The sequence below is a fragment of the Proteus sp. G2675 genome (genome assembly GCF_963886535.1).
Classification (GTDB): domain Bacteria; phylum Pseudomonadota; class Gammaproteobacteria; order Enterobacterales; family Enterobacteriaceae; genus Proteus; species Proteus mirabilis.
In genome coordinates this window covers 35,864-56,169 of record NZ_CAWPCB010000022.1, presented here as the reverse complement: position 1 = coordinate 56,169, position 20,306 = coordinate 35,864, and the positions used below count along the sequence as shown (strand labels likewise).

13 protein-coding genes are annotated in these 20,306 nt (G+C 38.5%); 7 read left to right on the top strand and 6 right to left on the bottom strand.

All coding sequences use genetic code 11. The annotated features are described in order from the left end of the window. The first annotated feature begins 11 nt into the window (after nt 1-11). The 6 genes from parC (at nt 12) to folA (ending at nt 11,727) form a co-directional block, all read left to right on the top strand. On the top strand, nt 12-2,969 hold the full coding sequence (parC, locus tag AACQ49_RS05260) for a DNA topoisomerase IV subunit A (protein ID WP_004245552.1): 2,958 nt from the start codon (nt 12-14) through the stop codon (nt 2,967-2,969). A gap of 64 nt (nt 2,970-3,033) precedes the next feature. Then, a complete protein-coding gene (locus AACQ49_RS05255; protein WP_004245551.1) occupies nt 3,034-3,783 on the top strand; it encodes a 1-acylglycerol-3-phosphate O-acyltransferase in 750 nt (249 codons plus the stop codon). Nucleotides 3,784-4,137: 354 nt separating this feature from the next. After that, entirely contained in the window at nt 4,138-5,559 is a 1,422-nt protein-coding gene (gene ftsP / locus AACQ49_RS05250; protein WP_004250218.1) for a cell division protein FtsP, read from the top strand. A 454-nt stretch (nt 5,560-6,013) separates the two neighbouring features. After that, the gene (pta, locus tag AACQ49_RS05245) at nt 6,014-9,268 is read left to right on the top strand and encodes an autotransporter Pta (RefSeq protein ID WP_049203150.1); all 3,255 of its coding nucleotides are present in this window, start codon (nt 6,014-6,016) and stop codon (nt 9,266-9,268) included. A gap of 105 nt (nt 9,269-9,373) precedes the next feature. Next, entirely contained in the window at nt 9,374-10,567 is a 1,194-nt protein-coding gene (locus AACQ49_RS05240; protein WP_155290020.1) for a hypothetical protein, read from the top strand. Nucleotides 10,568-11,241: 674 nt separating this feature from the next. Next, entirely contained in the window at nt 11,242-11,727 is a 486-nt protein-coding gene (folA, locus tag AACQ49_RS05235) for a type 3 dihydrofolate reductase (protein WP_004245545.1), read from the top strand. Nucleotides 11,728-12,094: 367 nt separating this feature from the next. Here folA and apaH read toward each other — a convergent pair whose 3' ends face one another. Genes apaH through lptD form a run of 6 tightly spaced genes read right to left on the bottom strand, consistent with a single transcriptional unit; the run spans nt 12,095 to nt 18,879 of the window. Continuing rightward, nucleotides 12,095-12,916, bottom strand: coding sequence for a bis(5'-nucleosyl)-tetraphosphatase (symmetrical) ApaH (gene apaH / locus AACQ49_RS05230; RefSeq protein ID WP_004245544.1), 822 nt, complete (start codon nt 12,914-12,916; stop codon nt 12,095-12,097). Between the two features lie 2 nt (nt 12,917-12,918). Next, the gene (apaG, locus tag AACQ49_RS05225) at nt 12,919-13,296 is read right to left on the bottom strand and encodes a Co2+/Mg2+ efflux protein ApaG (RefSeq protein ID WP_004245543.1); all 378 of its coding nucleotides are present in this window, start codon (nt 13,294-13,296) and stop codon (nt 12,919-12,921) included. Between the two features lie 29 nt (nt 13,297-13,325). Then, nucleotides 13,326-14,144, bottom strand: coding sequence for a 16S rRNA (adenine(1518)-N(6)/adenine(1519)-N(6))-dimethyltransferase RsmA (gene rsmA, locus AACQ49_RS05220; protein WP_004245541.1), 819 nt, complete (start codon nt 14,142-14,144; stop codon nt 13,326-13,328). Then, entirely contained in the window at nt 14,137-15,138 is a 1,002-nt protein-coding gene (pdxA, locus tag AACQ49_RS05215; protein ID WP_004245539.1) for a 4-hydroxythreonine-4-phosphate dehydrogenase PdxA, read from the bottom strand. The genes rsmA and pdxA overlap by 8 nt, the downstream gene beginning before the upstream one ends. Next, nucleotides 15,128-16,465 (bottom strand): peptidylprolyl isomerase SurA, encoded by a 1,338-nt coding sequence (gene surA / locus AACQ49_RS05210; RefSeq protein ID WP_161778929.1) that lies wholly within the window; start codon nt 16,463-16,465, stop codon nt 15,128-15,130. The genes pdxA and surA overlap by 11 nt, the downstream gene beginning before the upstream one ends. A 47-nt stretch (nt 16,466-16,512) precedes the next feature. Further along, nucleotides 16,513-18,879, bottom strand: coding sequence for an LPS assembly protein LptD (gene lptD / locus AACQ49_RS05205; RefSeq protein WP_161778920.1), 2,367 nt, complete (start codon nt 18,877-18,879; stop codon nt 16,513-16,515). Nucleotides 18,880-19,304: 425 nt separating this feature from the next. Between lptD and djlA the strand changes: the two genes are divergently transcribed. Next, entirely contained in the window at nt 19,305-20,105 is an 801-nt protein-coding gene (gene djlA, locus AACQ49_RS05200; RefSeq protein ID WP_004245533.1) for a co-chaperone DjlA, read from the top strand. Nucleotides 20,106-20,306 lie beyond the last annotated feature (201 nt).

Sequence of the window (20,306 nt, the reverse complement as noted above, 5' to 3'; positions counted from 1 at the left end):
GAAAATATTGAATGAGTGAACTGACTCATGATGGTGTAGAGCGCCAACCGCTCCACTTATTTACGGAAAATGCCTATCTCAATTATTCAATGTACGTGATTATGGATCGTGCATTGCCTTTTATTGGCGATGGGTTAAAGCCAGTACAGCGTCGTATCGTCTATGCGATGTCTGAATTAGGTTTAAACAGCAGTGCTAAATTTAAAAAATCAGCACGAACAGTGGGGGATGTATTAGGTAAATATCATCCCCACGGTGATAGCGCCTGTTATGAAGCCATGGTATTGATGGCGCAACCCTTCTCTTATCGTTATCCATTAATTGATGGGCAAGGTAACTGGGGGGCTCCGGATGATCCAAAATCTTTCGCAGCTATGCGTTATACCGAGTCTCGCTTATCTAAATATTCACAGATCCTGCTAAGCGAATTGGGACATGGTACTGTTGATTGGATCCCCAATTTTGATGGCACCCTGCAAGAGCCAAAAATGTTGCCTGCTCGTTTACCTAATATTTTATTAAATGGGACAACGGGGATTGCTGTCGGTATGGCAACGGATATTCCGCCACATAATGCGCGGGAAATCGGCCAAGCATTAACCATGCTATTAGATAATCCTGATGCTGGGTTATCTGATGTTATGCAATATGTACAAGGACCTGATTATCCAACAGAAGCGGAAGTGATCACCGCTCCTGAGGATATCAAAAAGATTTATAAAACAGGACGTGGTTCTATTAGAATGCGTGCTGTTTGGCAAAAAGAAGAGGGTTGTGCGGTGATAACAGCTCTCCCTCATCAAGTCTCTGGTGCTAAGGTACTTGAACAAATTGCTGCATTAATGCGAGCGAAAAAATTGCCTTTAGTTGATGATTTACGTGATGAGTCAGATCATGAAAATCCTACTCGATTGGTGATTGTTCCTCGTAGTAATCGCGTCGATTTAGAACAAGTCATGTATTACTTATTTGTAAATACAGACTTAGAGAAAAGTTATCGCGTTAACCTCAATATGATTGGGTTAGATAACCGTCCTGCTGTGAAAGGGCTATTAACCATTTTAAATGAGTGGTTAGTTTATCGCCGTCAAACCGTAACCAATCGTTTAAACCATCGCTTAGAAAAAGTATTACGCCGTTTAGAAATTCTAAAAGGTTTATTAATCGCTTATCTCAATATTGATGAAGTGATTGAGATCATCCGTTATGAAGATGAGCCAAAAGCGGAATTAATGCGTCGTTTTGCATTATCAGATATTCAAGCAGAAGCGATTTTAGAGTTACGTTTACGTCACTTAGCTAAGCTTGAAGAGATAAAACTGCAAGCTGAAAGTGATGAACTGGAAAAAGAGCGCGACAGTATTGAAAAACTGTTAAATTCTCCTCGCCGTCTCAATACGTTATTGAAAAAAGAGATAGAGGCAGACGCTAAAGAGTTTGGTGATGAACGACGTTCTCCTATTCGACCTCAAGAAGAGGCGAAAGTGGTTAATGAACAAGATATGTTGCCATCAGAGCCTGTGACTATTGTGCTTTCTGAAATGGGATGGGTGCGTAGTGCGAAAGGGCACGAAATTGATCCTAGTACCATGAGTTATCGTGCCGGAGACAGTTATCATAGTGCGGTACGGGGTATGAGCAACCAGCCAGTATTGTTCCTTGATTCAACGGGTAGAAGCTATAGTTTAAGTCCCAATGACATGCCATCAGGCCGTAGCCAAGGTGAGCCTTTAACCGGTAAATTGACCTTCCCACCTGACGCCAGCGTAAAATATATGTTAGCGGGAGCCGCTAAACAGGAGTATTTACTGGCAACAAAAGAGGGTTATGGCTCCGTACTCAGTTATGAAGAGATGGAGACAAAAAATAAAACCGGTAAAGGGTTGTTAACGGTTTCAGATGAAACAGAATTGCTAGCGCCTTTCTTAGTCGATGCAGAAAAGAAAAACAATCAACATTGGTTAGTTATTATCACCGATAAAACACGTATTCTGGCGATATCTGCAGAACATCTAAATGAGATGAATAAGAAAGGTCGAGGCACTCGCTTAGTTGCATTAGGCAAAGAGCAAAGTGATGTTATCGAACAAATCGTATTAATAGCAAAAAATGAAGCCCTCACTTTTACTGTTGATGGTCAACAACAAACATTAAAAGCAGAAGAGATTAGCTATTTTAGTGGTGATGTTGGCGATGAGCCTATCCCATTAAAACATCTTCACCCTGAAGCGGTTACCGTGATCATGTCTGAAAAAGGGCTTATCCGTTGCCAAAAAGGCCATAACATTGATGCGAAATCAGTGGGCTTTAAAACAGGGGATGATTATTTTGATGCAGTTGAAGGGATGAGCAATCAAGCGGTACATCTGATTGATACCACGGGTCAAAGTTATACTGTTGATGTTGACGCATTACCATCAGGCCGTAGTAAAGGTGATGATTTAACAGGACGATTAAAAGTCCAAAAAGGGGCTCAATTACGTCATGTAGTGATGGGGGAAAGTAGCGATAAGATCTTAATGGCATCCGACGCTGGTTATGGGTTTATCTGTAGTATTGATGACTTAACCTCTAAAAATAGAGCTGGTAAATCATTATTAACATTACCTGAAAATGCATTACCATTACCACCTCAACGCTTAAATGATGAATTGAGTGATTTGATCATGATCATTACTCAGGGTGGGCGAATGCTGATTTTTGAAGCCTCTGAGTTGCCAACTATGGTAAAAGGAAAAGGTAACCAAATGGTTTCTATTCCTGCTTCACAGGCTGCAAGTGGTGAAGATAAAGTCGCTTGGTTGCGGGTATTACCAGAAAATGCCAGTGTTACATTGCATTTTGGTAAACGTAAACTCACGATGTCGATGAATGAATTACAGACATTTAAAGCCAAACGTGGTCGTCGTGGAACCTCGCTCCCTCGTGGTGCACAAAGTATCGATCATATAGATATCGAAACTCATTAATTTTAACTTTCAATGTAGATTAGTGGGTCATATGACCCACTTATTATTAGGACGCTAAAAGCTTATGCTAGCCATTATTCGAGGCATTATTGTCATTCTGTACACCATTATTGTGGTGACTTTTGGGATGATCTATTGCATGTTTTCTCCCAGAAATCCGAAACACGTAATGACTTATGGACGTTTATTCGGCAAATTATCACATGTCTTTGGGATCAAATTAGTTGAGCGTTTTCCTAAAGAAGCTAAAAGTTATGGACCCAGTATTTATATTGGTAACCATCAAAATAACTTTGATATGGTGACAATGTCGAATGCGGTACAACCTAATACCGTGACGGTGGGTAAAAAAAGCTTGGTGTTTATTCCTTTCTTTGGACAGCTTTATTGGATCACTGGCAATATTTTGATTGATAGAGGTAATCGCTCTAAAGCCCATAGCACCATCACTCAGGTTGCAGAGCAAATCAAAGCGAAAAAAATCTCTGTATGGATGTTTCCTGAAGGAACACGTAGCCGAGGACGTGGTTTATTACCTTTTAAAACAGGGGCTTTTCACGCGGCGATGCAAGCGGGGGTGCCTATTGTGCCTGTTTGTGTCTCTACCACACAAGGTAAGATAAAATTAAATCGCTGGAATAATGGCTACGTTATTGTTGAAATGTTGCCTCCCATTGATGTATCAAAATATAACAAAGATCAGGTGAGAGAATTAGCTGAAGATTGTCGTCAGATCATGAAGGCTAAAATTGAAGAGCTTGATAAAGAAGTGGAAGAAATGAATAAACGCGATTTTGCAGGTAAGTTAAATTAACAGTCTGTAATTTATTTAATTGTTTATCATACCTAATGCCAAATCGATTTGATTTGGCATTTTTATAACATCATGATTTTTATGGTTTAATTATATACTTTATAATGGCTAACAATAAACGTTATAGGTTGATTGATAGTTTGAATATATCCCGATTTTCGGACGGATATTGTCTTTAATAAATTAAAATGCACTAAGTTATCAACTATTTTTAGGATTTATGTCATATCCGCGTTATTATGCTGTCATAATTTGATTTAAGTCTTTTGTCTTTAAATATCACAGCAGCTTTTTTCCTATCAGTTGATCCTCACTCGTGGGATAGGAATATGGGTATTTTGTTGCGGAGAAAGTATGTCATTTAGTCGTCGCCAGTTTTTACAGGCTTCAGGCTTAGCGGTATGTCTGGGCTCATTATCTTCATCTGTTCGTGCAGGATCAGTTAGTGATAGAAAACTACCTATTCCCCCATTACTTGAATCACGTAATGGTCAGCCTCTTTTTGTAACGTTACAAAAAGTGCATTGGGCCTTTGATGGCACACAAAAAACAGAAGTCTGGGGCATTAATGGCTCAATGCCGGGTCCGACAATCAAAGTAAAAAGCGGTGATGATGTCAAACTGATTTATAGCAATCGCCTTAATGAACCCGTTTCTATGACCGTAAGTGGCTTATTAGTTCCGGGAACACAAATAGGTGGAGCTGCAAGGATGATGTCTCCGGGAGCCTATTGGTCACCGGTGTTGCCTATTCGTCAAAAAGCGGCCACCTGCTGGTATCATGCGAATACGCCTTTTAAAATGGCGCCTCATGTCTATAACGGATTGGTAGGCATGTGGATTGTTGAAGACGAAGAGAGCAAATCGTTACCATTGCCTAAACATTATGGGGTAAATGACTTTCCTATTATTCTTCAAGATAAACGCCTTGATAACTTTGGAACGCCACAGTACGACAAAGAAGCCGCGACAGAGGGATTTTATGGTGACACATTATTAGTGAATGGCTGTGAAGATCCCTATATTGAAGTATCAAGAGGTTGGATTCGTTTACGCTTAGTTAATGCCTCGAATGCCCGACGCTATGAGTTATCGGCGAATGATGGTCGCTCACTCTATCTGATAGCCTCTGATCAAGGTTTGTTAACATCACCGGTAGAATTGAAATCTATTCCTATGGCACCGGGTGAGCGACGTGAAATTCTTATTGATCTATCAGAAGGCGAAGAAGTGACTATCACTGCTGGGCAAAGTGCCGGATTTATGGATAGATTACGTGGTATTTTTGAACCTTCTAACTTATTACGCAATACCAATGTGCTAACCATCAAGCCTACTGGACTGATGTCACTGGTTACCGATAAAGTTCCACAACAGTTGGTGGTGGATGACACACAAATTACCACCTCAATTCAACCGAGAACGATCCAATTACAAAACAGTCCTCCTGGTATTAATAATGCGCGTTGGGAGTTATCAAGGATCGATCTTGTCGGTAAACAAAATGGCTGGGAACGTTGGTTAGTGACAGTGGAAACACCACAACCTTTTCATATTGAAGGTGCACGTTTTAAAGTGATTAATCATGATGGACAAAAACCAGCGCCTGCTGATTTTGGTTGGAAAGATACAGTGTGGATCGAAAAACAGAGTGAATTATTAGTTGAGCTAAAACAGCCTTCTTATTCTCATTTCCCTTTTGTTTATTATAGCCAAATACTCGAAAATGCGGATAAAGGGATTGCGGGGCAAATGGAAATCACGCCATCAGAATAAAAATTAAGTAATATCACGTCAAAAATTAAAATAAAAACAGTATTTTTAAAATAAAGATACTGTTTTTTTTATTACTATAAAATTAAGAAAAATAAATTTTTCATACTAGAATTAAATAGCTAAATCAGATTATAAAATAAATTGTTAATTAATTTAGCTATTATGTTTTTTTATTGGTTTACTTTTTATCAGCTTTATTTAGCTATTGAAAGCTGTCAGTATTACTGTAGAAAACGTTAAATCTATTTATATAATATTAGATTATGTTTTAAAATTGTTTAATTAAACTATTAAGTTGTGATTTGTTAGGCAATCTATCTATTTTTGTGGTTTAGCTTCGTATATTTGAGAGATCCCTCAAGTAATTATTGTTATAAAAAAGAGAGGATCGCTACGTCTTTTGTTTTTATTCCTTAATTAATGTTATCCCTTTCAACATAACAGAAGGTACAGAATGAACAAAGAAATAGCTTTAAGTCACCATCCCATTAATCAGAAAAAAAATACCACAAACTCTCTATTTCAACTCTCCCTTATTACTTCGGCACTTCTTTTTTCTGGCTATGCTGTTGCATATTCAGAAGTTGGACAATTAGGTAATAAACAAAGTTGGGAAAGCCCTGAATATCAAAAAGACTGGGGGCTTGCAGCCATGAATGCCTCTAGTGCTTATGCTCTGGGTTTTCATGGTCAAGGTGCTAAAGTCGGGGTGATGGACTCTGGTGCACTGCTCTCACATCAAGAGTTGAGTGGATCACGCTTTCATGCAGTAAAAGCCAAAGGTGAATATGGCTCTACGGGAATGCGCTATCCACAAGAAATGGGCGGACATTATGAAAAAGGCCAAGTCTTTGATGTTGATGGTAATTGGATCAAAGGGGTGAATGATACCCATGGCACACATGTCACTGGTACTGTGGGGGCTAACCGTGATGGTAATGGTATGCATGGTGTGGCGTGGGGGGCTGATATTTATTTAGGGAATACTGGGGCAACAGACAGCAATAACTATGGCCCTTATCAAGACTATACCTATTTCTATACTGGCTGGAAAGCGATGGTCGACGCGGGTGCGCAAGTGATTAATAATAGCTGGGGGACTAACCCGCGCATTATTAATACAGATAAAACAGAGGGGCCTGATGGTGGTAATACCACGATACATATGCCAGTTAACACCACGGCACAGACAGAATACGAATATTTCTACTTTAAAAAAGTCTATGGTGATAAACCTTCCTTTGTTGATGCTGCTTATGATGCAGTTAAAGGAACGAATGTTGTTCAGGTCTTTACAACGGGTAATCGCGACTTTGCTCAACCTTATTATCGTCCTCTTTATCCTTATTTTAATCCCGAAGCCGAACAGCATTGGATTGCGGTGGCGGGATTGAAGCAAAATGCGGATAACACCGGTTATGTATTAGAAAAAGTCTTCAATGAAGCGGGTAATGCAAAATGGTGGACAGTGGTTGCACCGGGTCGAAATATCTATTCTACAGTGGTTGATAAAGAGGGAAATCCAGGTTGGGATACCTTTAGTGGTACTTCAATGGCAGCTCCTCATGTGACGGGGGCGATGGGAGTATTAATGTCTCGTTATCCTTCCATGAACGCCATTCAAGTTCGTGATGTCATGTTCACTACCGCTAACCATCGTGATCCTGATGGCTCTTTATATGAGAGCTGGACGGCCGCAGAAGGTACTCCTGATGTACGTTATGGGTGGGGAACACCAGATTTAGATAAAGGGATGTATGGTCCGGGTCAATTGCTAGGTAAATTTGAATATAACCTAAATGCGACACCGCTTGATGTGTGGACTAATGATATTTCCCAAACAGCTTTAGATCTACGTAAGCAAGAAGATCTCGCATGGTTGAAAGAATATACCGAAAAAGGTATTGCGGCAGGAGGTGATTATCATCTCGGTACTGATTTTGTGATTAATGATGGCAATCCTGATCCTACATCGCATATTGTTAGCCAAGAAGATGCTGAAAAATGGCGTCAAGAATATTACCAAAAACGCGCTGATGCTATTCAAGCTAAAATTGATGCTGGCTTATATGATGGTGCTTTGGTGAAGCGAGGCGAAGGTACGTTAGTCATGACGGGAAATAATAGTTACCGTGGTGGTACAACTGTCGAACAAGGTACTTTATATGGCTTTAGCGGATCTTTTGGGACGCAAGCCGTCAATGTTAATGGTGGGAAATTAGGTATTATTGAGCGTTATAACGATACTTTTACTCAAAAAGGCCAATTAACCTCAAACCAAAACCATAAAGTAAACATTAATATTAATGATAAAGGTCGTTATTTAGTGACCGCAGGACACAATGTTAATATTGGTAACTTAGTGCTTAATCAAGGAGCCGATATTGATGTGGGGGCGGATAATGTTGGGCAACTAAAAGATATTTATCTTAATAATAGTGTTGTTGTCGGTGAGGTGAATACAGATAGTTTAGTTGATAATCGCACTAAAACGAAAATGTTAGCCAGTAACCGTGTGGTTGCAGATCCAGCCACAACCACGACTGTCACCAATAATGATTATGCTTTATTTGATAAACATATCACGATAACAGATAAAACCATCAGTGGTAGTTTAACTAAGAAAGAAAATACGACTTTAGCCACCTTTGCTGATAATGAAAATGGTCGTGCTATTGCTAATGCATTAGATAATACAGGAGATGGTGAGCTATTTAATGCTGTATTACCGATGAATGAAAATGATCTGAAAACCACTTATCAATCATTGGGTAGTGATATGTATTTAAATGCCAATAATGCCAGTATTGTTAATGTATTGGGTTTAACTCGTACAGTGAAAGATCAGGCTATTGGTATCGGTGATGGTCGTCATGCACAACTAGGTAATAGTAATGCGCGTATTTGGATCAGCGGCATGGGTCAGTGGGGTAAGACGGATTATGGCCACAGTGATATGGATGTTGATTTCTATGTTGGGTTATTAGGTGCTGAAATTGATGTTACTGAAAATACTAAAGCGGGTCTATTTTTCGGTGCAGGCTCCACCAAATATAAAGGTAATCAATATGGAAAGATAGATAGTAATGATATTCATATTGGTGCTTATGGGATCTCTAATCTTTATGATGTTGCCTCATTAAATTATGGATTTACACATACAAACCAAGATAGAGATGCCAAAAGAACACTCTGGATAGGACAAACTGCAGGTTATAACTCAACCAGTTACGATGCGAAAATTAGTCAATTCTTTTTAGAAGGTGCTTATACTCAATTGAATACTAGCCAGTACTCAATTGAACCTTATGCTGGATTTAGTTGGTTAAGAGTATCCACTGATAATATCAATGAAAATGTGGGTAATATGAAGTTTACCACTAAAACAGATGCACAAGATATTCAAGTTGCTACGGTTGGTTTACGTGGTGGATATCCATTTATGGCAGGCAATATTAATATGGCATTAAAAGGTGATATATCAGCAAGCCATCTGTTTGGTGATAATCGCCCTGAATCACGTCTATGGTTATCCAATTCAGGTGAGGCATCACTACGAGGTGGTAAACTAGATAATTTATTTGGTGTTGGTCTAGGTGTTGATGCGCAGTTAAGTAAATCAACCACTTTCGGTATCTCTTATCAAGGTCAATATAATAGTGATATCAATTCGAGTGGTATTAATGCAATATTGAAAATTAATTTCTAAATCTTATTTGTTTTTTGATATTTATAGCCCTTAGTAATAAGGGCTTTTTTTTGTATGAATATGTAAGTAAATAAAGGATAGTTTTACTATGAATAAGGAGTTTTTATGCATATAAAAAATAATTCTGATAACGTTACTTCAATAAAAAAATACTATGAAAATATAAAAGAGAAATACCAAATAAAAAATAAAATCAACAATGTGTTAAATACACTTTCAAGTCTTTATATTGAAAGGGAAAAAATTACTTTACTATCTAAAATATCATTTTTTATAAAGAGTGTTTTTAATATTAATGTTGGGGTGGTTTTTCTATTAGACAAAAGTCAACATGCGAAAATTAATACATTATCCATTTTGATGAGAAATGGAGGGGAAGTATATTTTAAAAACTGTAAGCTAATTAACTCAGATTTTGTTAGCTTTAAGAATAAACATTTAGATACATTTTTTTTAACTTTAAGTTATGCAATAAAAAATGATTGTCATGATGATGTTAAAAGATTAATACAATGTTATCTTTATGAAAAATCAAAAACAAAAGGAGACTTTATTACTATAATGGACATTGCTTTCAATATAATTAATCATTATCCAAAAGAAATGTTTGAACAATTAAAGAAATATCACCCAAAGTGTGATGATATGGTATATTATAGTGATTTTAACTATAAACAACATATTGATATGGCATTAATTTATGTTTGTAAGGAGATTAATAGAAAAGATAATAATGAATTAATTAATTCAATAATGAATTTAGTTACTATAATGTATAATATTTATTCGGTGGAGATGGATAAAGCGTTTATTGTCAATATAACTAAATGTTTTATTGATAAAGCAATGGAATATAATACGGTAAACTATATTAACGATGCTTTTAAAAAGTCAATATCAAATTTTTTGACTAATAAATTAAGAAATAATGAAGACGTTCAAAAGTTTGTAGATGATATGCTTACATTAGGAGTGTTAGAAAAAAAAGATATTATTAAAGCTAAAAAAATGACAATGGAAGACGAGAGTTTTATCACTAAACATAATAGAAGAATGCAAAATATTTTTACTAAGAATGAAAATAGTGATGAAATGAAATATACCATTGCTAATGTTATTAGAAATAATCATGAGAATATTTTAGAAAAAATAGACAATGAGTGTGGTGATCTTAAAGATAAATATAAAGATATTTTACTGGATATTATTGATTACTTAAGGGACGATAAGGATTGGAATTTTGATTCATTAATAATCGATTACACCTATTTCATTGATAATTATTTACATCTATTTTAGTTCTTTTTATTAAAGAGATCTTTGTTTCTTTAACACTACTTTAATCTTTAAACCAACCAGCACGACACTTAGCACTTTATTGAGCTATTTTTTATTGACAAACTTTAACTAACAAAGGCAAGTAAACGACTATTAATCCTAAGTAATAAAAGCGTATCACAATTTTTCACCTGTACTCGAACTGACTCATATTGATGTTACATAGCGATAAAAAAGAGGGGAGCTTAAGAGAGTGTTGATGAAAGAGAAAATGGTATAAGAGTCTTTTTAACGTAGATTTGCAACCAATACTCTCTATTTTTATCAATCGTATGATTGCCTTAACGAAAGGTGATACTTTAATGTTAAAAGTGCTATAAGCCAGTCAATGAGAAGTGGCAGTGCCTCTTTTCGCATGTTATTGATAAGGTGCTACATTTTTTACGATGAGAAAAAAGTAAGGTTCTTGCGCCTGTAATGAGCGTAAAGTAATTGTAAAAACACCTAAAGAATTTTCAAATATAATAGCAACTGCCATATAGCACTATTATAATGTTTAAAGCTTTCATGATTAAGTTAACACTTCCTGTATAAAGCAATTATTTATTATCGGTGAAGCATAAATTGTATCGACTCAAGTTTTCGCTTTCCGTATAGTATAAATAGTTTTCCCATTTTTACCCGTAGGTATGTAAATGAATATTAGTTTAATCGCAGCATTAGCGGCGGATCGTATTATTGGTATGGAAAAGGCGATGCCTTGGACATTACCGGGTGATCTCGCATGGTTTAAAAAAAATACATTAAATAAACCCGTTATTATGGGCCGGGTGACTTATGAGTCTATCGGGCGTCCTTTACCTAATCGTCTCAATATTGTATTAAGCAGTCAGCCTGGAAATGATGACAATGTTGTTTGGGTGAAATCCGTTGAAGAAGCACTACAAGCTGCTGAAAATAATGATGAAATCATGGTGATTGGTGGCGGTAAGGTTTATGAGCAATTCCTACCAATGGCGAATAAATTATACCTTACTCATATTGATGCTGAAGTGATTGGTGATACAACCTTCCCCGATTATGAGCCTGATGAGTGGGATTCTACTTTTATGGAATACCATGAGGCAGATGAAAATAATTCGCATAACTACTGTTTTGAAATATTAAAAAGAAGAAAATAACAAAATTTAAATAAAAAAGGAGATTAAATATCTCCTTTTTATTTTTATTAATTTATTAATATATTCATATTTAAATATGAATAGTTACTATAACTAAAATATAATTAGCTATAAAGAGTACCCTATAATTAAATATTCATTATTTATCTTTTAATAAATATCTTTATAAAGAATAATCTATAATAAATAGCGCAATATAGCGGTTAATTCTGCTTGTTGTTATAAAAAAGCTACTTAATTTGTTTTGAGAAAAAATAACCTATTGATTTAAATCAAGTTATCTTTGTGATGGCTCTCAGAAGAGAGTAGATAGCCCAGATAGCATAGTAAAATAAATCAACACCTATGCTATCTTAACGCTACAAAATTATGGTAAGTGTGTGAGACTAGGTTGGATAAAATAACGTTTGTCTTCCCAACGTAGACAGGTTAGAACACCGCCCCAGCAACACCCAGTATCTAGCGCATAGATATTTTCAGGGGTGCCTTTTCCCTCTAAAGAGGCCCAGTGGCCAAAGATAATACTGTAATCATTCGGTAGTTGATTAGGTAGATCAAACCAAGGTTTTAATGGCGCAGGCGCATTTTCAGGCTTATCTTTACAAATCATATCCAACTGCCCGTTAGGAAAACAATAGCGCATACGAGTAAAAGCATTGGTGCTAAAGCGTAATCGCGGTAAGCCAGTTAATTCGGGTGACCAATTATTGGGCATATCACCATACATGGAATTAATGAAAAGGGGGTAACTATCGCTACTTAATATGGCTTCTACTTCTCGGGCACATTTTTTAGCTGTTGCTAAATCCCACTGAGGGGTAATACCTGCGTGTGCCATAACGATTTTCTTTTCTTCATCAACTTGTAATAGCGGTTGACGTCGTAACCAATTAATTAATTCATCAGCATCTGGTGCATTGAGTAATTCATTAAGCTTATCTTTGGGTTTATTACGACTAATCTTTGCAAATACCCCCAGTAGATGCAGATCGTGATTCCCTAATACGAGTTTTAACGCTGAGCCTAAGCTTTTGACAAAACGCAATACTTCAAGTGAATCAGGTCCTCGAGCAACCAGATCCCCCGTTAACCAAAGTGTATCTTGATTGGCGTCGAAATTAACTTGATTGAGAAGTTGGCGTAATTCACGATAACAGCCGTGAACATCGCCAATTAAATAAGTAGCCATAATTAATTTATCAATGTAGGGATAGCAAGGCGGAAAACAGGGATGTCAATTTGAAACAGACGTCCTTGTGCGTCAATCATTTCATAATGACCTTCCATGGTGCCCATCGGCGTTTCAAGAACTGCGCCACTGGTATAACGATACCGTGAGCCAGCTTCAATCAGAGGTTGTTCACCAACAACCCCTTCACCTTGAACTTCAGTGGTATTTCCTTGTGCATTGGTGATCAACCAATAGCGACGTAGGAGGCGAATAGCATGTTTATTCAAGTTATGTATGGTGATGGTATAAGCAAAAACATAGCGCTGTTCTTCTGGCGAAGATTGGCTCTCAATGTAAACGCTTTGTACCTGTATCGCCACTTTGGATGAAGTAAACATAATACCTCCTAGGTCTAGTGTGCGCTATTTCACTCAGCGTGTTGCTGTTGTGATGATAACCAGTTTGCCACTTTACAGTATTGCTCAACAGAAATATTTTCTGCGCGTGCTGTGGGATCAATATCTAATGCCAGCATATCTTCTGCTGTAAGTAGTCCACCTAAGCTATTACGTAACGTTTTACGGCGCTGATTAAAGGCTTGTGATGTGATACGGCTTAACATAGCAATATCTGTCACCGGATAGGGTTTTTCCTTATAAGGGATCAGACGCACAACGGCAGAATCTACTTTCGGGGCTGGCTTAAATGAGCTTGGTGGCACTTCAATAATAGGAATGACTTGGCAGTGGTATTGTGCCATGACACTTAAGCGGCCATAAGTTTTACTACCATGACTTGCCACTAGGCGATTAACCACCTCTTTTTGCAACATAAAAGTCATGTCAGAAATGGCATCAGCAAAACTAAATAGATGGAACATTAATGGCGTTGAAATATTATAAGGTAGGTTACCAAAAACCCGCAGAGGTTGCTGACGCTCTTTTGCTAATTGGGCAAAATCAATCGTCATCGCATCTTGCTGAATAATGGTTAGCTTATCTTTTAATGTAGGGTGAACTTCTAAGCGTGCAGCTAAATCACGGTCAATTTCGACGACCGTCATTTTATCCATTCTTTCCCCCACCGGCTCAGTAAGCGCGCCTAAACCAGGACCGATTTCAATAACGGCTTCACCGGGTTGTGGATAAATAGATTCAACAATACTTTCAATAATATAGCTGTCTGTTAAAAAGTTCTGCCCGAAGCGTTTGCGGGCAAAGTGCCCCTGATGGACTCTATTATTCATTACAATTTTGTATCATATTAATGGCTAAATTTAATGCGGTGCGAAAACTGCCAGCATCTGCGCTTTTAGTACCTGCAAGTTCAAGGGCGGTCCCATGATCAACAGATGTACGAATAAAAGGTAGACCGAGCGTGATATTCACAGCACGACCGAAACCTTCATATTTTAGCACAGGTAATCCTTGATCGTGATACATCGCAAGCACAGCATCTGCATGTGTTAAATATTTAGGCTGGAATAAGGTATCCGCAGGGTAAGGCCCATGAAGTTGAATACCTTGTTGGCGTAATTGCTCTAATGCGGGTTCAATAATATCGATCTCCTCACGCCCCATATGACCGCCTTCTCCAGCATGAGGATTTAGACCGCATACGTAAATATGTGGTGATGAGATGCCAAATTTGGTTTTTAGATCATGGTTTAAAATGGTGATGATCTCATTAAGCAACTCACCCGTAATCGCATCAGCAACTTCTCTTAAGGGCAGGTGTGTGGTGGCGAGAGCGACTCTTAAAGTGTCCGTTGCCAGCATCATCACCACTCGTTGACAATGGCTACGATCGGCAAAGAACTCTGTATGCCCTGTAAATGGCACACCGGCATCATTAATAACCCCTTTATGTACCGGCCCTGTGACTAAAGCAGAAAACTCTCCGTTTAAACATCCATCACAAGCGCGAGCAAGCGTTTGTACCACATAGTGGCCATTGGCAGTATTAAGTGTACCTGCGACAACCGAAGGGTCGGTTAATTCAACGGCAAGTACACAAATTTGGCCAGGGATATGTGCTGTAGGTGGATTATCTGGGGAATATTCAACTAAAGTGAGTGGGAGATTGAGTTGCTGTGCTCTTGCTCGTAATAATTGAGGATCAGCGCATACTACCCAAGGAAGTGCCCACTGTGACTGTGCTAATGAAATAATCAGGTCAGGACCAACCCCGGCGGGTTCGCCGGGGGTGATAACGAGGGGTTTTTTTAGCTTAGTTTGCATTATTCTCGTTCATTATTTTCACATAAGCGCCTGCACGCAACTCTTGCATCCAGTTTTGCACTTCTTCATTAAACTTGCGGTTAAACAGTAAGCGGTAAGCTTGTTCTTTATTCGCTGCATCTGTTTTATCAACGCTACGCGTATCTTCAAGTTCAATTAAGTGCCAGCCAAAATTAGAGCGCACAGGTTGGCTTAATTCATTTTTGTTTAAACGCATCAACGCGTCACGGAAAGCTGGATCATAAATATCAGGCATTGACCATCCTAACTCACCGCCACGTAATGCTGAACCGGGATCTTCAGAATACTCTTTAGCCGCATCCGCAAAACTGATTTTACCGCTACGAATATCGGCGGAAATTTTCTGTAGTTTGGCATAAGCTTGCTCATCATTCATGATAGGCGAGCTTTTTAGTAAGATATGGCGTGCTTTTACTTCTGTCACAGAAACGGTTTTTGAAGCACCACGTATATCATTGACTTTAATAATGTGTAGACCAACACCTGATTGCAGTGGCCCGACAATTTCACCTTTTTGTGCATTAGCAAGCTGTTTAGCAAAGATTGTCGGTAACTCATCAATTGATGCCCATCCCATATTACCACCATTAAGTGCTTGTGGATCGGCAGAATAAGTGGCAGCTAATTTTCCGAAATCAGCACCGTTTTTTAGCTGGTTCTTAATACGGTTCACCACTTGCTGTGCTTTTTCAATTTCTGCAGGTGATGGATTTTCTGATAATGGAATTAAGATATGGCTAAGATTAAGATCAATACTTTGGCTTGCTTGGCTTTCAATTTGTTTAGCTAATGAGTCCACTTCTTGTGGCAAAATCGTAATACGACGACGAACTTCGTTATTACGCACTTCTGCTAACATCATCTCTTTACGAATATCTTGACGATAATCGTTATAAGCAATGCCATCGGCAGCAAGACGTTTTTTTAACTGCTCTAGTGTCAGGTTATTTTCTGCGGCAATCCCTTGAATGGTTGACTCAATGGCAGCTTCAGGAATATCAATTTGCATCTGTTGAGCCATTTGCAAGATGATGTTATCCATCACCAAGCGCTCTAAGATTTGTTGGCGCAAAACTTGCTCATCAGGCATTTCTTGCCCGGCATTTTTGGCATTCATTTGCACCGTTTGTAACATTCTATTGACGTCGCTTTCCAGAACGACACCGTTATTGACGATAGCCGATACGCGGTTGAGTTCTTGTGCTGCAAAAGTGGTTGTGCTGGTGGCTGCACCAACCGTGATCATTAAGCCGATAACCAGCGTTTTCCAATTTTTCATAAGTTTCCCATTATGTGTTTTCCGCATTTTGCGCGATGACATATTCATTCAGCCAATTTTGTCGTTTGGGTTAATCAAAACGCTCTTTGATAAGGTAAGATACCGCGCTCAAGCATTTTTTGACTACCTAAACTATGATTGTTACTTAGGCCTCTGAGTTCCAAATTGATTGACCATTTGTTGTCAATATCGCTGTGGTCTTCTTTCCAGCCAACAATTTTACGTTCATAACCAACGTTTACCGCCCAGCAACAGGTGTTATATTGTAAGCCAACCATTTGGCTTACTGGCTCTGAATCTTTGGTATCAAAGTAATAAGCGCCGACCAGTCCCCAACGTTCTGCTAAAGGCCAACTGCCGACAACACCAATTTGAGAAATGCCTTTTTGGTATTCAGGTAGTTGTCTTATACTGCCATCATAAGGGCGAACCCGTGTTGCTTGAATATAATCACGGTCTACATAACGATAGCTCAATTGTAAGAGATGGTCGCTATCACGGCGATACTCCATAATCGCATCACCCATAGAGACACTGCCTAAACGACGGTCATATTGTAAACCACCACGCATACCTAAAGTATCAGTAATGCGCCAATATGCATCGCCTGCCCATACCATAGACCCGGTTTCATCTTTGTTATTGATAATTTCATTCGATGAACCTGTTTTAGGACGCTCAAAGAAATAGATTTGACCAACAGAAATATTAAAACGTTCAACCAGTTCACTGTCATAAAAACGTGAAGTAACACCTGCCGTTAATTGGTTTGCAGAAGCAATGCGATCTAGACCACCGTACATTCTGTCACGGAAAAGTCCGCTATAGTTGGATTGTAATAGCGCTGAGTCAAAGTTATTGATATTAGACTGATCTTTATACGGTACATATAGATATTGTACTCGTGGCTCTAACGTTTGCGTAATATCGTTAGTGTCATATTGGCGTTCAAATACCACTTTCATATCTGACTTAAATTGTGGTAGTACGCGGTTGACGCTATCATCAAGTCTTGGATTTTTAGCGTTATTTTTATAAGCATCAGGAATATCTTGATCATAATGAGTCGCCATCAATTTAAACTCATTATTAAAGCTTGCCCAGCCAGTGGAGGCAGGTAAGGAAATGGTTGGCTCTATATGATAACGGTTCGCTTCAGGGGTGTTTTCTCCGACACTGGTAAAGCGGACAAATTGTGCATAAGTACGAAAATCAAATGGGCCAATATCATTTTTATAATAATTAAGATCAAGCTGCGGCTCAGCACGATAAGCCCTTGCATCTTTATTATCTGAGAAAATTTGGAACTGTTTAGTGGTTAATGTGGCATTCCAATTTTGCTGAGCATAACCGGTACTGAATTTTTGTGTCGCATAACCATCAGTGGTATTACCATATTGCGAAGTAAAGTCGGTGAAATATTTGTTATCACTGACTTTTGTGTAGTCAACATTAAAGCGCCACACATTGTTCATCACCCCACTGTGACCCCAATAGAATAACCAGCGTGTAGCAGAATCACGCGCCAGATAACCCGCTTTTTCGTCTGCTTTATCTTTATTGTATTGACTGTCGTGGTGGATCCAATCAACCGCAATCGTACCGCGACCCGGTTTTGTTAAATAACGAAATTCATTATCGAATTTTAAACCACGGCGACTAATATAATTCGTGGTAATAGTCGCATCATAATTAGGGGCAATATTCCAATAGTAAGGCAGTTGGAAGTCAAACCCAGAACTACGAGAATAGTTACCATTAGGAATTAAGAAACCAGAGCGACGTTTATCGCCAATCGGTAATTGCAGATAAGGACTATAGAAGACTGGGACGTTAGCAACACGAAAACGCGCATTCCAAATTTCTGCTACTTGCTCTTCACGATCTAAGATAACCTCAGAGCCGACAACACTCCAACTATCGTCGCCGGGTAGACAAGAGGTAAACATCCCTTTATCCATAATGGTATAGCGGTTTTCGCCACGCATTTGCATTTTATTCGCGTAGCCACGGCCTTGTCGGCCCACCATTTGGTATTTACCTTCTTCGATATCAGTATCTTTATTATTTAGATTAGACCAAGCACGTGGGCCTTTTAAGATGATTTGTGGATCATCATAAGAGACATTACCTGTCGCGGTGACCATTCTTAATGGTGTTTCACCTTCTGTTTGGGTCAACTCAACATTATCTGCGCTTAATGTTTGATTTCCCTGTTTAATGTCCACATTGCCTCTATATTGGATCATGCGTGGGTATTCCCCTTGCATATCCTTAGCCGTAATGGTGACAGGTAATGAGTTAGGATCGCCTTCGACTAATGGCTTATTATAAACAGGGACTCCCAGTAAACATTGAGAGGCAAGATCAGCATATGCAGGCTGAGCATAAATTGTGGCCCAAACTAAGGTGGCCAGCAGTGTGGGATAACTTTTTTTCATGAGTATTTATGTGCTTCCGTCATCAGTGGCTTCTACTGCTAAATAGCGAGAAACTAACGCAGGGAGTTATGCAACACTAGCCCAACGTCCTGAACATTGTTCTAACGGTAACCGAAAAAAGAGCAGTTCCCTTTTTTCGATGTTTCTATGTTGAAATCGGTTTATAGCTTTATTAGAAACAAAAAAACACCGCGCTTGTGCGGTATTTCGTGCTGCATAACAACGCTAAAGTTATTCGTTTGGTCACTTATTTTACTTTAACACAATTTAAACGAAAACAGCATTATCTCTGTGCAAGCAGCTAGCGAAAACCTCATCATTTTAAGAAAAAGTTTATTTGAGCTTGCTTGATGTTAGGTGTGAAAGCAAATGAATAGTATGATAATGCAAAATTGTGAGCAGGGCATTGAAGATTTGAGGAGTCTATGCGCTATTGGGGAAAATTATTAGGCCTTATCATCGGTAGTTTTGCCGGGATCGGCTTTTGGGGCATTGTGATTGGGGTTTTTCTAGGACACCTTTATGACGTACAAAGAAGTAAATTAAGCTATGGTGGGCGCTATAATCGTGATAGACAAGCCTATTTCTTTGCTGCCACATTCCAAGTCTTAGGGCATTTAACCAAATCCAAAGGACGAGTGACACAAACCGATATCACATTAGCCAGTACGTTAATGGATAGAATGAATTTACATGGGGCAGCACGTCAAGCAGCACAACAGGCGTTTCGAGAAGGTAAAGAGGTTGATTTCCCACTTAGAGCCACCTTACAACGTGTTCGCCAAATTTGTGCTGGTCGCCGTGATTTACTGCAGATGTTTCTGGAAATTCAATTACAAGCCGCATTTGCTGATGGGCAGTTACATCCTAACGAACGTAAAATGCTGTTTATTATTATTGATGAGCTCGGATTTTCTCGCGCCCGTTTTGAACATATATTAGCCATGATGCAGGCGGGGCAAAGTTTTCATTATCAACAAGGGCAAAATTATCAGCCACAAACTCAAGGCCCAACGCTTTCTGACGCCTATAAAGTGTTAGGTATTAAAGAGGGTGATGATGTTAAAACAATAAAAAGAGCTTATCGAAAATTAATGGGAGAACATCATCCTGATAAATTGGTTGCAAAAGGTTTACCACCGGAGATGATGGAAATTGCAAAACAAAAAGCACAAGCTATCCAAGTTGCTTACGATTTGATTAAAAAAGAAAAAGGATTTCGTTAACATCTTGTAAATAAAGATGAGAAAAGAGAGAATTAATCCGTGATGAAGATAACTCAGTCTTAGTTGAGATTATTATTTGTCACGGTAAAATATAAGTGAAATTTAATTATTTCACTCTCATTCTCTTATAAAAGGAACTATATCAATGTCAAACGTCCGTGTTCTTGTTGGGGTAATAGGATTAGCGCTCTGTCTGCTCCT